Raw genomic sequence first — 14109 nt, 5'->3', positions numbered from 1 at the left:
ATAAGGAGAATGAGATGAACCTGAAAGCGCAGCCTTCCCCCGCCCCCGTAAACGGCGGCAAGCGGGGCACCCGCACCAGCGGCGTCGAACGCACGCTGCAAATCCTCGACTGGTTGCAGGCGCGCCAGCATCCGGCAAGCGCCTATGAGGTCGCCAAAGGCGTGGCGGCGCCGCTCTCCACCATCTATTCCATCGTCGACGATCTGGTCGGCAAGAACATCCTTCAGCGTCAGGATAACGGCGCGATTTGGCTGGGCGCCCGCCTGTACCATTACGGGCTGACCTACGCCCGCAACCTTGACCTGCTGACCGTGGCCTGCGAGGAGATGCAGTCTCTCAGCGCGCTATGCGGTGAAACGGTGCAAATCTGCGGCCGCGACGACGACAAAATGGTGGTGCTGGCCATGGCCGACGGGCCGGATCATTTTCAGGTCAGTTCCAGGGTGGGAACCCGCATTCCGCTGAACTGGTCCGCTTCAGGCCGGCTGCTGGCCGGGCATCTGCCCGAACAGGAACGGCTGACGCTATACGCCCGCTCGGCTAAAGCGTCGCCCACCGGCAGCGCGGAAACCGACCCGGCGGTGTTATCCGCGGCGGCGCAGCAGGCTCTCAACAACCGCCTGTCCATACAGGTGGGGGAATCGGATTTTGCCGTCGCCTGCATCGCCGCGCCTATCTGCGATCCTGACGGCGTGTGCCGGGCCACCATTTCCATCGTGGTGCCGGCGATAAAAGCCGAGCAGGACGAGGCGGACTTATCGATGAAAGTGCAACGCAGCGCGGCGCAGGCGGAAATGCGCATGGGTTGGCGCATGCCGCCGCTGACGGCGCATGGCCCTTCCCGGTAATATTCCGGGCCGGGAAAGATTAAATAGAGCAGTCCGCCATGATTTGCGCCAGCATGCTTTGGCAGGTTTTGATGGCGATGGATGCCGTCCTTTGCCGGGGCAAACACAGATCGACCCGCACGCGTTCAATCAGCGGATCGAGCAACGGTACGGCAACCAGGCCATCGCCCAGATCGCGGTCCTGGCGCGCGGCCTGCGGCAAAACCAACAGGGCAATGCCGGTTCGCGCAAGGCACTTTTGAACTTCCACCGAGCTGGTGGTATAGGCGACGTTAAGCCGAACCCCCTCTTTTCTGGCGGCGGCTTCGATGATCTGCCGGGTGGAGAAGGTGGAATTGGGAATGGCCAGCGGCTGCCCGGCAAGATCCTTGATCGTAATGGAATGGCGCCCGGTGAACGGATGTCCCTGCGGCACCAGGACGCGGTGCCATAAATCGCAATGGTGGGTCACTTCAATTTCGGCGCAGGGCGGCATGTAGAACGTCAGCCCGATATCCGCTTCGCCGGCGCGAAACGCATCCGCGATGCGGGGCGCGCTGCCGGTTTCGATTTGAAACTGCACCTTGGGATACTGCTGGGAAAATTTCGCCAGCACCGGCGCCAGCATGCTGGAAATCAAGCCTTCGCTGACGAACATCCGAATGGTTCCCGCCACCACTCCCTGGCTGTTGGCGATATGCTCCTTCACATGATCCAACTCACGCAATGTGGCATTGATCGCCTGCGCCAGAAATTCGCCTTCCCGCGTTAGCCGGATGCCGCGCGGATTTCTTTCAATCAGCGAAGCGCCATAAAAATGCTCCAGTTGCTCAATCTGACGGCTTACCGCGCTGGGCGTTACATATAATCGGGTGGCCGCCTTACGTAACGAAACGCACTGCGCCACTTCGTTAAAATATCTTAATGCCCTGAGTTGCATAGCGACTCCTGAAAATAATGGCCTGATGCCGGCTGTCGGCCAATAAACCAGCAATAAACGTGCCATTTCCGGTTTATTTCCTTTCGCGCTAATTGGGTTATCCGGCGCGCTTTTTATTGTTTTCATTTAAGGCAGTCTATTTTCTTATGGCCGATTACGCCGACGTTTTTTTGCTAACGTGCACTATGCCAGTGCAGTATATCGCCGGAAACGGGTGCACCTCTCAGAAATAGAGAATAAAACTATTAACGCGGCCGCCATTGCTTATCAATTAGTAATTAAAAACATCTATTTACTCTAAAAACACTATTCATAATGAATAACAATATCTCTTTTCAGACTGCACTAATATGCGGCGGCTCTGACAAAGCCGCTCTTATTGATTACCTTTTGCCAGCACCCGCCCGCAGAGAAAACCCATAATTAATTGATAGTTAAATAAAATGATACATACCATACGATGGTAAGAAAAAGTTAGCGTATACTTTTTATCGACACTGGGTCGCTGATGTTGTGATAGCTTCGCGAGTCATACTTTTGTAGTGTTTTTAACATCATAAGAAAACGTTCATTTTATTAACGCCACGATAATCCATAATGCTTTTTAGTTTCAGTTCCACTTAATGCTATAGCCAATAGGCTGTTAGATAAAATCGGGGATACCATGAAATTAATGACGGTTAAAAATGCATTCATCGATAAAATATCCACTAAAATAACCTTTCATCGAATTATTTTCAGCATGATGGCGGCGCTTTCCAGCATATCGTCATTTGCCGCAACGCCTGCCGACGTATTGAAAATCATCCCCAGCAGCAATCTGGTCTCACTCGACCCAATATGGACCACGGCCAACGTCACCCGCAATCATGGCTATATGATTTACGACACCTTATTCGGCACCGATATCGACGGCAACATCAAGCCGCAGATGGTCGATAGCTGGAAGGTATCGGACGATAATCTGACCTGGACATTCGTGCTGCGCGACGGGCTGAAATTCAGCGACGGCGCCCCGGTGACCAGCGACGACGTGATCCCTTCGCTGCAACGCTGGTCAACGCGCGACAGCTTCGGCAGCGCGCTGGCGTCGTTCATCGACCATTATCAGGCGGTGGATGCGAAAACCTTTACCATCACCCTGAAAGAGCCCTTCGGCATGATGCTGGAGGCGCTGGGCAAACCCTCGTCCAACGTGCCGTTTATTATGCCGAAAGCGGTTGCGCAGACCTCCGGCGACGTTCAGATCCGCAGCACCGTCGGTTCCGGCCCTTATATGTTCAAGAGCGACGAATATAAATCCGGCGAGCGGGTGGTCTACGTTAAAAACCCTTACTACGTTCCGCGCGATGAGCCGCCTTCCGGCACCGCAGGCGGGAAAAAAGTTTATATCGACCGCGTAGAGTGGCTCATCATCCGCGATCCGCAAACGCAGTTTAACGCGCTGGTCAACGGCGAAGCCGATATCCTGGAACAGCCGGCGTTTGAACAGATCCCGGCGCTGGGCAAAACGCCCAATATCAATCTGGTTAAGGCGCAGCCGATAGGGATGTTGCAAATCATCCGCTTTAATTTCCTGCAACCGCCGTTCAACGATGTGCGTATCCGCCGCGCCGCCATGCTGGCGCTGGGCGAACAGCAAATGCTGCGCGTGCAAATCGGCGTGCCGGAACTGCAAAAATTCTGCAAAAGCATGTATCCCTGCGGCACATCTTTCGCTTCGGACGAGACCGGCGAGTTTACCGGCGTAGCCGATCCGCAAAAAGCCAAGGCGCTGCTGCAACAGGCGGGCTACAAAGGCCAGCCGATTGTCCTGATGCGCCCCACCGACTCCCCGACCATCGCCAAGCTGCCGCTGGTCGCCAAACAGCAGCTTGAACAAGCCGGTTTCAAGGTCGATTTGCAGAATATGGACTGGCAGACCCTGGTGGCCAGGCGAGCCAAAAAAGACGCGCCCTCGGCCGGCGGCTGGAACGCCTTTATGACCGCCTGGGCGGCGGAAGACGTGCTCAACCCGCTCACCATGGCGATGATGAACGCCCGTGGGGAAAAGGGCTGGTTCGGCTGGCAGGACGATCCAGAGCTGGAAGCGATGAAGGCCCGCTTCGCCCGCGCCATCGACGAAAATGAGAAGAAAAAAATCGCTACCCAGATTCAACTGCGCGCCTTTGAAACCGTCACCCATGTGCCGCTGGGCCAGTATGAGCTGCGGGCCGCCGTCCGTTCCAACGTAACCGGCCTGGTGTCTTCAGGGGCGCAGGTGTACTGGAATATTCGCAAACAGTGAATCCGACGGGCGCGCGGGCGCCAATCGGCCAGTTGCAACCAGGAATGAGGAGCGAGCATGTTGACATTTACCGGCAAGCGCCTGCTGGCGACGCTGCCTGTTTTGCTGGTGGTGGCGATCGCCATTTTTATGATAGTCCGGCTGATTCCCGGCGATCCGGCGGCGGTTATCGGCGGCAACAGCGCGACCAATGAGGATATCGACCGCATCCGCGAACAGCTGGGCCTGACCCTGCCGCTGTGGAAACAGTTCGCCATCTGGGCGCAAGGGGTGCTGCATGGCGATTTCGGTTACTCCTTTTTCATGAATCAGCCGGTGACCACGCTGCTGATGCAGCGGATGGAACCCACGCTGTCGCTGACGTTCGGCACGCTGCTGTTTACCGTATTGATCGCCCTGCCGCTGGGGGCGCTGGCGGCCTGGCGCATGGGCGGCTGGCTGGATCGCTGCGTGATGTCATGCTCCGTAGTGGGCTTCTCCATACCGGTGTTCGTCATCGGCTACCTGCTGATCTATGTGTTGGCGCTCAAGCTGCAATGGCTGCCGGTGCAGGGCTATAACCCGCTGTCAAAGGGCTTTCTCCCCTGGTTGAACAACCTGATTCTCCCCTGCCTCACGCTGTCGGTGACCTATGTGGCGCTGCTCGCCCGCGTCACGCGCGCCGCGGTCAGCGAAGCGTTGACCGAAGACTTTATTCGCACCGCGCGCGCCAAAGGCATCACCGAACTACAGGTGCTCCGGCATCACGCGCTCAGGGTGGCCGCGGTGCCGGTGGCGACGGTGATCGGCGTCAGCGCCGCCCTGCTGCTTGGCGGCGTGGTGGTGACGGAGACGGTCTTTGCCATTCCCGGCCTGGGGCAGCTTACGGTGGACGCCGTGCTCAACCGGGATTTTCCGGTATTGCAGGGCGTGGTCCTGTTCTTCGCCGTGACCTATATCCTGCTGAATTTTTTGATAGATCTGAGCTATTTGTTGCTGGATCCGCGCATCCGGGATGAATGATGAATACAGCGAAACGACTCTGGCGTAATACTTCAGTAAAAATCGGCGTGCTGACCTTAACGGCGCTGGCCCTGATGGGGATCGGCGCGCCGTGGCTCGGCACGTTCGATCCCAGCGTGATGGACATGAATTTTATCTCCGTCGGCGCCGGCACCAGCGGGCAGGTCACGCTGCTGGACGGTACGCAAATCCCGCATACCTTTTGGATGGGCAGCGACAGTCTGGGGCGCGATATCTGGAGCCGCGTACTCTACGGCACGCGCATTTCTCTGACCGTCGGCCTGCTGACCGCGCTGGCCGCTGTTTTAGCCGGCTGTCTGCTGGGTATGCTGGCGGGCTACTTCCGCGCGCTGGATATGCTGCTGATGCGCATTATGGACGGCCTGATGGCGATCCCCTCAGTGCTGGTGGCCATTACGCTGGTGGCGATGTTCGGCGGCAATCTGACCACGGTGATTATCGCCATCGCGGTGCCCGAAGTGCCTAGGGTGACGCGGCTGGTGCGTTCGCTGGTGCTTAGTTTGCGCCAGGAGGCGTTTGTCGAGGCGGCGCGCGCGCTGGCGACCAGCAATATCATGATTCTGTGGCGCGATATCCTGCCTAACGCCATGGCGCCGCTGATTGTGCAAGGCACCTTTGTGGCGGCCTCGGCGGTGCTGACCGAAGCCATTCTCAGCTTTCTGGGTCTGGGCCTGCCCTCCGATATCCCCACCTGGGGCAACATCATGGCCGAAGGACGCGTGATGTTCTCGCAAAGCCCGGGGGATGTGCTGTTCCCCGCGCTGTTTCTGGTTCCCTCGGTGCTGGCCATCAACCTGCTCGGCGATGGCCTGCGCGATGTTCTCGATCCCAAATTTTCAAAACGGCTTTAGGAGGGAATCCGATGAACACACTCAGGAATAACGATCCGGTATTGCAAGTTTCCGCTCTACAGGTCGCTCTGCCGACGGACGCCGACCGTCCTTACGCCATTCAACATCTCGATCTGGAAATCGCGGCGGGGCAAACGCTGTGCGTGGTCGGCGAATCCGGTTCGGGAAAATCGGTGTTGGCCACCGCGATTATGGGATTAATCGCCAAAGAGCTGCGCATTGACAGCGGCGACATCAGGCTGGCGGGCAATACGCTTATGGATTCCGGCCGCTACGTCAGCCACCGGCAGCTGCGCCAGATGCGCGCTACCTGTATGGGGATGGTTTTTCAGGAGCCGATGACCGCGCTCAATCCGGTTCACAGCTGCGGCGAACAGGTGGACGAGCTGCTGCGCGCGCATACCCGCTGGCCGGCCGCCGAACGCAAAGCCAGAATATTGGCGATGTTTGAGCGGGTTCGCCTGCCCGATCCCGCGCGTATCTACAAAAGCTACCCGCATCAGCTATCGGGCGGCCAACGCCAGCGCATCGTTATCGCGATGGCGCTGGTTCTCAAGCCGCGGCTGCTGATTTGCGATGAGCCGACCACCGCGCTGGACGTCACCACCCAGGCGGAAATTCTCAAGCTGATCCGCGAACTCCAGGCGGAACAAGGCAGCGCGGTGCTCTTTATTACCCATGACATGGGCGTGGTATCGGAAATCGCCGACCACATTCTGGTGATGTACCGCGGGGAGATGGTTGAACAGGGCTCCTGCGAACAGGTGCTGCAACGCCCCGCCACCGACTATACCCGCTCGCTGCTGGCGGCGGTGCCGGATATTACGCCGCCGCCTCCCCGCCGGCCCGCCGGCGAACGGCTGCCGCCGCTGCTGCTGGGGCAGGCGGTCAGCAAAACTTATGTCAGCCGCGACTGGCTGGGGCGTAGCAAACGTTTTGACGCCTTGCGCCAGGCCAGCGTCGCGGTTCATCGCGGTGAAACCGTCGGCGTCGTGGGTGAATCGGGTTCGGGAAAATCCACCTTTGCGCGCTGCATGATCCGCATGATCGAGCCCAGTTCCGGCAAGATCATCTGGGGCGACCGGGAGGTGCAAACCTTGCCCGAATCGCAGGTGAGAGCGTTGCGATCGCGGGTTCAGGTGGTGTTTCAGGATCCCAACCGATCGCTGAATCCGCGCCGCACCATCGGATCGTCGATCATGGAGGGAGCGATGAATTTTGGTCAGAGCCGGCAGCAGGCGCGCCAAACCGCGGAAGCGTTAATGGATCGCATCAATCTGCCGCGCGCATCGCTCGAACGCTATCCGCATCAGTTTTCCGGCGGGCAGCGGCAGCGCCTGGCCATCGCCCGCGCCATCGCCTGCGATCCCCAGGTGCTGGTGGCGGATGAAGCGGTTTCCGCGCTGGATGTGTCGGTTCAGGCGCAAATCCTCGATCTGCTGCGCGAATTGCAGCGCGATCTGGGGCTGGGGCTGCTGTTCATCACCCACGATTTGCGCGTCGCCGCCCAGCTTTGCGATCGCGTCATCGTCATGCATCAGGGCCAGGTGGTCGAACAGGGCGTTACCGCCGAGTTGTTCCGCCGGCCCGAACACGACTACACGCGCCGGCTGCTGGCCGCCGCGCCGCGTTTGGCGACGATGAGATAATGAGTTTGCTGACAAACCTGTCTGCTAAGCCGAGATACCCGGGGCGACCACGGGGGTGAGGCGTCCCTACGGGAACCTCCCCCCGTGTTTCCCCTACAAAAACGCGTGCGTTTTTGAACGCCGCTTGCGGCGGCCCAAAGGGCGAGTCCCGCTAGCGGGGCGAGTAATAATAGGCTTTATCAACAGTCTGATAATTCGCTTATTTTTCGGGCAGCGGACACTGTCCTTAATATTGCAACCGGGAGCGGTATATGAAGTCACGAGTGATGGAGTGGGATGAATGGTCGGCCTATGACGCCGTAGGTCTGGCGGAACTGATACGCAAGGGCGACGTGAGCGCCGCGGAACTGGCCTCGCAGGCGGCGCAGGCCATCGCCCTGCTCAATCCCGCATTAAGCGTGGTGGTCGAGGTATTCGACGATGTGGTCGCCGATCCGCTGAAAGACGGCATGAACCCGCAAGGCGCCTTCGCCGGCGTGCCTTTTCTGATGAAAGATCTGGGGCCGACCCTGAAAGGCCGGTTACAGGAGATGGGATCGCTGCTGATGCGCGGCAATCGCTCGCAGGCCGACAGCTTTCTGGTCGGCCAAATGCGCCGGGCCGGGCTCAATCTTATCGGCCGCACCACCACGCCGGAATTCGGCGTATGCAGCTCGGCGGAGAATCCGGCGGTTTATATCACGCGGAATCCCTGGGATCCGGAGTACACCACCTGCGGCTCCTCCGCCGGTACGGCGGCTTCGGTCGCATCCGGCATCGTGCCGATGTCCCACGCGACCGATGGCGGCGGCTCCATCCGCATTCCCGCCGGATTCAACGGCAATATCGGCCTTAAGCCCTCGCGCGGCGTGTTCTCCCTCGCGCCTTACGCCTCCGATCTTACCGGTCTGGTCTCGATTCAGGGATGCCATACCCGCACGGTACGCGATACCGCGGCTTTTGTAGATCACTGCCGCGGCGGCGCGCCGGGGGAATTTATGCCCTACTGGACGGCGGCGGAAAGCTACAGCGAACTGATTCAGCGCGATCCCGCGCCGCTACGCATCGCGCTTTCCCATGAATGGGGCGATTACCGGGCCATGCCGCATTTCGTCGCCGAACTGGAAAAGGCCGGCAATTTTCTCGCCGATCTGGGTCATCATGTGGAATGGGTGACGCCGCAGGTGGATTTTCGCGCCGCCTTTGCGGCGCAGACCACCTGCTATATCAGTAATTTTGCCCAGACGATTTCCGCAATGCTCAAAAATCTGGGGCTGGAGCGGCCCCCGGCGGATAAGATTGAACCGGTTAATATCAGGATCTGGGAAGCCGGCAAAGATATCTCCTTCAGCGAGCGCGCGGCGATGCAAACCGTATTCAACAACACCTCGCGCGCCTTCGGCGCTTTCTTCGAATCCTGGGATATTATTCTGACGCCGATCACCGCGCTGCCCACGCCGAAGATCGGCACGATGAGATACCTGACGCTGAGCGATAACCCGTCGGTGACCGACTGGTTTGCCAGCCTGTGGGAAAACTTCGCCTATACCCCGCTCGCCAATCTTTGCGGCATCCCGGCGATCTCCCTGCCGCTGGCGGCGCAGGAGAATGGATTGCCGTTCGGCATTCAGGCGCAAACGCGCCAGGGCGACGACGGGCTGCTGTTGCAGCTTGCCGCGCAGATCGAACGCGCCATCGGCGGCAAGTGGAACGGCGGCAGAAAGCCCGGCGTACATGTGACCAATGCGCCGCCGGCGTAAGGTTGAACGCGCTCCGACTCTATCCGCCTAACGTAATGCGTGACGGCAAGTATTGACGACGCTCTCCGTGGGTTTCAAGCTATCCGATAGTTACATAACAAACCTATCGATATCGTTATGACCATACCAACCATACCCACAGACAGGCTGATACTGCGTCCGCTGGCGCCGGAGGACGCAGAAGCCGTCCGGCTGCTGGGCGGCGATCCCCGCGTAGCGCAATGGACCGCCAGCTTTACCTCGCCCTTCAGCCGCCAGCAAAGCGAGGATTGGATCAGCCGGGCGATACGCGCCATGCAGGCGGGTGAGGCCGTCACGCTGGCGATCACCCTGCGCTCATCGGCAGCCTTAATTGGCGTTGTCAGTTTACGCTTGCCCGAAAATGCAACGCCGCATTTGGGCTACTGGCTGGGCGCGGAAAACTGGGGAAAGGGATACTGTACCGAAGCGGTGCGGGCGATGATTCATTATGGCTTCCGGCAGCTTGGGCTACGCCGCATCAGCGCCCGCTGCGATGATGATAACGCCGCCTCAAAGCATGTGATGCTGCGCTGCGGAATGCGCAAAGAACAGAGGCCGCCAATGATTGAGGAAATCAAGGGCCGTCGGATAACGCTGGTGGACTACGGCATCAACCGTGACGATGAATGGCGATGACAGGCGGCATACCGGCTGTTTTTTTCGACATGTTTAATGGCTTTTTCGTATCAAAAAACCCGGCGACGAAAAACGCGGCCGGGTTTTTACATTAGCTAGGCGCGACTAAGCCGCGCTAAATCACTTTTGGCTTTTATCCTGCAACTGCTCTACCTGCGGTACGCCGGCTTTGGAAGAAGAGAGCAGGCCGGTATTCGCATAATTAAACAGTTTTTCACGAGTATCGGTGATATCCAGGTTACGCATCGTCAGCTGACCGATACGGTCATCCGGCGAGAATACAGAATCGCCTTTCTCCATCGTCAAACGTTCCGGCTTATAGGTCAGGTTGTCGGAAACGGTATTCATGATGGAATAATCGTTGCCGCGGCGCAGCTCCAGCGTGACTTCGCCGGTGATGGCGCTGGCGATCCAACGCTGGGAAGAATCCCGCAGCATCAGCGCCTGGGAATCGAACCAGCGGCCCTGATACAGGAAACGGCCCAGTTGGCGGCCATTGGCATGATACTGTTCGATGGTGTCTTCGTTATGGATACCGGTCAGCAGACGCTCATAGGCGATATGCAGTAACGCCATTCCCGGCGCTTCGTAGATACCGCGGCTTTTCGCTTCAATGATGCGGTTTTCAATCTGATCGCTCATGCCTAAACCGTGGCGTCCGCCAATACGGTTGGCTTCCATCATCAGCTCCACGTCATCGGCGAAGGTTTTGCCGTTCAGCGCAACCGGATGGCCGCGATCAAAACGCACGGTGACTTCTTCCGCCGCGATCTTAACGTTTTCATCCCAGAATTTAACGCCCATGATCGGGTTAACGATTTTGACGCTGGAATTCAGAAACTCCAGATCTTTGGCTTCGTGCGTCGCGCCCAGCATGTTGGAGTCGGTGGAATAGGCTTTTTCGGCCGACATTTTATAGTCAAAACCGGCCTGCGCCATAAATTCGGACATCTCCTGACGGCCGCCCAGCTCATCGATAAAGTCGGTATCCAGCCAGGGTTTGTAGATTTGCAGTTCGGCGTTGGTCAGCAAACCGTAACGATAGAAGCGTTCGATATCGTTGCCTTTATAGGTGCTGCCGTCGCCCCAGATATTGACGCCGTCTTCTTTCATCGCCGCGACCAGCATGGTGCCGGTTACCGCGCGCCCCAGCGGCGTGGTGTTGAAATAGGCGACGCCGGCGGTGGTATTATGGAAAGCGCCGCACTGAATCGCCGCGATGCCTTCGGCGACCAGCTGCTTACGGCAGTCAATCAGGCGGGCGTTTTCAGCGCCATACTCCATCGCGCGGCGTGGGATTGCATCGTAATCATCCTCATCCGGCTGACCCAGATTGGCGGTGTAAGCATAAGGAACCGCGCCTTTTTGACGCATCCAGAGCAGCGCGGCGCTGGTATCCAGACCACCAGAAAACGCAATACCAATACGCTGGCCAACCGGAAGATGTTTGAGAATCGTTGTCATAAATAAAATCCCTGCTCGAAGATCGATGGCTATAAGCTTAGCAGCCGCACCATTATGTTACGCAATACACTACTGAGAGGCCGTGACTTCACCGCATTGCGGATAGGTCAGGCTGGATTTAATCGGTAAGCGCTGCGCTCGCAACAAATGCATATTTATGCAAAATAAGTGAGTTATAATTTAAACATCTTTTTGCCGGCGCAGGAAGAGGAGAGTGGCGTTTTATGCAAAAAAATTCGCACCCGGTTCGCGCCCAAGAGAGCGAGTATAACGCGATTTCACCAACACGCTAAGCGTTAAAGATAGGTTACGCGATGCCTATTACAATAATAAAACATCGTTTCATTTTAATGACTATTCTCTGCTATCCTCTTTTCCCCTCTATTATGTTGCTGGAGATGCTATGTCTAAGAAAGTCGCCATTCTGCTGGCTGATGGTTTTGAAGAAGCAGAAGCGATTATGGTGATTGATGTACTGCACCGCATGAAAATAGATGTCGCCATGCTGTCTTGTCACGACAGGCTGGAGCTGTGTAGTTATCACAATATTCGTATGTTTGCCGACGACCTGCTGGAAAGAAATAAGGATGAGCTGTTTGATGCGGTGATCATTCCCGGCGGTCCGCAAGGAACGGTTAATCTGGCAGCAAACCCCTCGGTGGCTGAATTCATCCGCCGCCATGACGAAGCCAATAAGCTGATTTGCCCGCTTTGTTCCGCCGCCGCGCGCGTGCTGGGCGGCAACAGCTTACTGAAAGGACGGCGTTACGTCTGTTCCGGCACGCTGTGGCAAAACGTTACCGATGGCGTTTACGTCAACGAAAAAGTCGTCGAAGACGGCAACCTGATTAGCGGTAAAGGACTCGGCGTCGCTTTTGATTTCGCCTTTACTATCGCCTATCGCTTAACGGGAGATAAAGAAGACGCGAATTTTCAGGTTGACCATATCGATTACGATTACTGGCGCACGCCAGAGTAAACCGCATCCTCAGCGCGGCATTACCTGTCGCGCTGCCCGTTATCCGGCGAAGTCCCCATCGCCTGACGGACAACGCCGTGAAGTCGTCCTGATTAGCCCCCATCATGTCCCGATTTGGCCTTCTTTGACGCACAGAGTTAACCCATCATAGCTACCGAACCGATACATCGTAAATTTGACTAGCGGGGTAACATCATGTCTCACAGCGCACTACTGATCATTGACGTACAGGAATCATTTCAGCATCGCCCTTTCTGGCAGGAACAGGATTTCCCGGCTTTCCGGCAGGCGGTGCTGCGCCTGATTGAGGGGTGCAAACAACAGGGCGCGGCGCTGGTCGATATCTTTCACGTTGCGCCCGAAGGCCCGTTCTCTTTGGCGTCCGGCCATGTGAAGCGTCTGCCGTTCTTAACGCATAAGCCGGATGCGCAGTTTCACAAACATGTGCATAATGCGATCACCGAGTCGGGCCTTGAACAGTGGCTGCGCGACAACGATATCCAACATCTGATTATCGCCGGTATGCGCACGGAGCAGTGCTGCGAAACCACCGCCCGCGTCGCGTCCGATCTCGGCTATCGCGTTACCTTCGTCACCGAGGCGACCATGACGTTTCCGATGACCCATCGGGGCGTGACGCTAAGCGCCGAGCAGTTGAAACACCGAACGGAAACGGTACTTATCGATCGCTTCGCGGAGATTTGCAGCGTTGATGAATGCCTGAAAAAACTGGCAAACTGACAGATGAGAAAACAGGTTTACTTCCTTATCCTACCCGGCGTACTGGCGTTGGATTTAGCCGGCCCCGCCGAAACGTTGCGGCTTGCCGGACAGTTCGACCTGCGCTATATCGGCCCGGAAACCGAGGTGTGTTGTTCTACCGGACTGATGCTGAGCCGGTTGGAGCCGTTGCCCGACGCGCTGCCGGAAGGCAGTATTCTTATCATCCCCGGCGTCGCTGACTCCAGTTATAATTTTACCCTGCCGCAGGCGGCGACCGCCCGCCGGTGGCTGGAACGGCTCAAGCCGGCGCTGAGCGCGCAAACGCTGACGCTGGTCTGCGTTTGCTCCGGCGCGCTGCTGGCGGCGCAAGCCGCATTATTGGATGGTTACCAGTGCACCACCCACCATAATCTCATCCAGCGGTTGTCTCAGTTGGCGCCGCTGGCTCAGGTTAAAGATAACCGGATTTTCGTCGAAGACCGCGGTATTTACACCAGCGCCGGCATTACCGCCGGTATCGATCTCTCCCTGCATCTAATCGGGCAACTCCTTGATACCCGCAGCGCATTGCAAATCGCCCGCGAGATGGTGGTCTATTTCCGCCGTACCGGCAGCGACGCGCAGCTCTCCCCGTGGCTACAGCACCGTAACCATCTCCATCCGGTTATCCACCGGGCGCAGGACATCATGTCCGCCGAGCCGGAAGCCGCGTGGCCGCTGTCCGTCATTGCCGATAAGGTTCATGTCAGCCGCCGCCACCTCACGCGTCTTTTCCGTGAACACCTGGGGATCAGCGTGCGTGAATATCATGAACAGTTGCGCATTGCGATAGCGCAGCAGCGTCTGCGCCAGGGCGTCGGGCTGGAAAAGTCCGCGCTGATGGCCGGATTTTCCTCCGGCCGTCAACTACGCCGCGCGCAGTTACGCCAGATAGGGCATGACGAACGATAACCGTTCCCGCGCGCCGTCC

The 14109-nt window shown here is 57.8% G+C and carries 12 protein-coding genes; 10 read left to right on the top strand and 2 right to left on the bottom strand.

Annotation, left to right across the window (positions count from 1 at the left end; all coding sequences use genetic code 11):
- Nucleotides 1-14 precede the first annotated feature (14 nt).
- The gene (locus HC231_RS00540) at nt 15-848 is read left to right on the top strand and encodes an IclR family transcriptional regulator (protein WP_208229257.1); all 834 of its coding nucleotides are present in this window, start codon (nt 15-17) and stop codon (nt 846-848) included.
- Between the two features lie 19 nt (nt 849-867).
- Here the strand turns inward: HC231_RS00540 and HC231_RS00535 are convergent, their stop codons facing one another.
- Nucleotides 868-1767 carry a LysR family transcriptional regulator gene (locus tag HC231_RS00535; RefSeq protein WP_208229256.1) on the bottom strand — a complete coding sequence of 300 codons (900 nt, stop codon included), beginning with the start codon at nt 1765-1767 and terminating at the stop codon, nt 868-870.
- 664 nt (nt 1768-2431) lie between these two features.
- On the opposite strand from HC231_RS00535, the gene HC231_RS00530 reads away from it, so the two are divergent.
- The 6 genes from HC231_RS00530 (at nt 2432) to HC231_RS00505 (ending at nt 9973) form a co-directional block, all read left to right on the top strand.
- A complete protein-coding gene (locus HC231_RS00530) occupies nt 2432-4054 on the top strand; it encodes an ABC transporter substrate-binding protein (protein ID WP_208229255.1) in 1623 nt (540 codons plus the stop codon).
- A 57-nt stretch (nt 4055-4111) separates the two neighbouring features.
- Nucleotides 4112-5056: an ABC transporter permease gene (locus HC231_RS00525; RefSeq protein ID WP_208229254.1), complete on the top strand. Its 945-nt coding sequence runs from the start codon at nt 4112-4114 to the stop codon at nt 5054-5056.
- Nucleotides 5053-5928 (top strand): ABC transporter permease, encoded by an 876-nt coding sequence (locus HC231_RS00520; protein ID WP_246494646.1) that lies wholly within the window; start codon nt 5053-5055, stop codon nt 5926-5928. Before HC231_RS00525 ends, HC231_RS00520 begins: the two co-directional genes overlap by 4 nt.
- 11 nt (nt 5929-5939) lie before the next feature.
- On the top strand, nt 5940-7577 hold the full coding sequence (locus tag HC231_RS00515) for a dipeptide ABC transporter ATP-binding protein (RefSeq protein WP_208229253.1): 1638 nt from the start codon (nt 5940-5942) through the stop codon (nt 7575-7577).
- A gap of 251 nt (nt 7578-7828) precedes the next feature.
- The gene (locus tag HC231_RS00510; RefSeq protein ID WP_208229252.1) at nt 7829-9316 is read left to right on the top strand and encodes an amidase; all 1488 of its coding nucleotides are present in this window, start codon (nt 7829-7831) and stop codon (nt 9314-9316) included.
- Nucleotides 9317-9433: 117 nt separating this feature from the next.
- Complete coding sequence (locus HC231_RS00505) at nt 9434-9973, top strand: GNAT family N-acetyltransferase (RefSeq protein ID WP_208229251.1); 540 nt, start codon at nt 9434-9436, stop codon at nt 9971-9973.
- 120 nt (nt 9974-10093) lie between these two features.
- Here the strand turns inward: HC231_RS00505 and argG are convergent, their stop codons facing one another.
- Nucleotides 10094-11437, bottom strand: a complete 1344-nt coding sequence (argG, locus tag HC231_RS00500) for an argininosuccinate synthase (RefSeq protein WP_208229250.1) — start codon at nt 11435-11437, stop codon at nt 10094-10096.
- A 403-nt stretch (nt 11438-11840) separates the two neighbouring features.
- On the opposite strand from argG, the gene HC231_RS00495 reads away from it, so the two are divergent.
- The 3 genes from HC231_RS00495 (at nt 11841) to HC231_RS00485 (ending at nt 14090) form a co-directional block, all read left to right on the top strand.
- Entirely contained in the window at nt 11841-12416 is a 576-nt protein-coding gene (locus HC231_RS00495) for a DJ-1/PfpI family protein (RefSeq protein WP_208229249.1), read from the top strand.
- 195 nt (nt 12417-12611) lie between these two features.
- Nucleotides 12612-13157, top strand: coding sequence for an isochorismatase family protein (locus HC231_RS00490; RefSeq protein WP_208229248.1), 546 nt, complete (start codon nt 12612-12614; stop codon nt 13155-13157).
- Nucleotides 13158-13160: 3 nt separating this feature from the next.
- Nucleotides 13161-14090, top strand: coding sequence for a GlxA family transcriptional regulator (locus tag HC231_RS00485; protein ID WP_208229247.1), 930 nt, complete (start codon nt 13161-13163; stop codon nt 14088-14090).
- Nucleotides 14091-14109 lie beyond the last annotated feature (19 nt).

Source organism: Brenneria izadpanahii, assembly GCF_017569925.1.
In the GTDB taxonomy this organism is placed as follows: Bacteria; Pseudomonadota; Gammaproteobacteria; order Enterobacterales; family Enterobacteriaceae; genus Brenneria; species Brenneria izadpanahii.
Note: the sequence above shows the minus strand (reverse complement) of the source record. Positions and strands in the feature narration are given on the sequence as shown.

Excerpts from the sequence above, each read along its gene's own strand:
- HC231_RS00515 (WP_208229253.1), top strand. The coding sequence starts at position 5,940 with ATGAACACACTCAGGAATAACGATCCGGTATTGCAAGTTTCCGCTCTA.
- HC231_RS00505 (WP_208229251.1), top strand. The coding sequence starts at position 9,434 with ATGACCATACCAACCATACCCACAGACAGGCTGATACTGCGTCCGCTG.
- HC231_RS00530 (WP_208229255.1), top strand. The coding sequence starts at position 2,432 with ATGAAATTAATGACGGTTAAAAATGCATTCATCGATAAAATATCCACT.
- HC231_RS00485 (WP_208229247.1), top strand. The coding sequence starts at position 13,161 with ATGAGAAAACAGGTTTACTTCCTTATCCTACCCGGCGTACTGGCGTTG.
- HC231_RS00525 (WP_208229254.1), top strand. The coding sequence starts at position 4,112 with ATGTTGACATTTACCGGCAAGCGCCTGCTGGCGACGCTGCCTGTTTTG.
- HC231_RS00490 (WP_208229248.1), top strand. The coding sequence starts at position 12,612 with ATGTCTCACAGCGCACTACTGATCATTGACGTACAGGAATCATTTCAG.
- HC231_RS00535 (WP_208229256.1), bottom strand. The coding sequence starts at position 1,767 with ATGCAACTCAGGGCATTAAGATATTTTAACGAAGTGGCGCAGTGCGTT.
- HC231_RS00520 (WP_246494646.1), top strand. The coding sequence starts at position 5,053 with ATGATGAATACAGCGAAACGACTCTGGCGTAATACTTCAGTAAAAATC.
- HC231_RS00510 (WP_208229252.1), top strand. The coding sequence starts at position 7,829 with ATGAAGTCACGAGTGATGGAGTGGGATGAATGGTCGGCCTATGACGCC.
- HC231_RS00540 (WP_208229257.1), top strand. The coding sequence starts at position 15 with ATGAACCTGAAAGCGCAGCCTTCCCCCGCCCCCGTAAACGGCGGCAAG.
- HC231_RS00495 (WP_208229249.1), top strand. The coding sequence starts at position 11,841 with ATGTCTAAGAAAGTCGCCATTCTGCTGGCTGATGGTTTTGAAGAAGCA.
- argG (WP_208229250.1), bottom strand. The coding sequence starts at position 11,437 with ATGACAACGATTCTCAAACATCTTCCGGTTGGCCAGCGTATTGGTATT.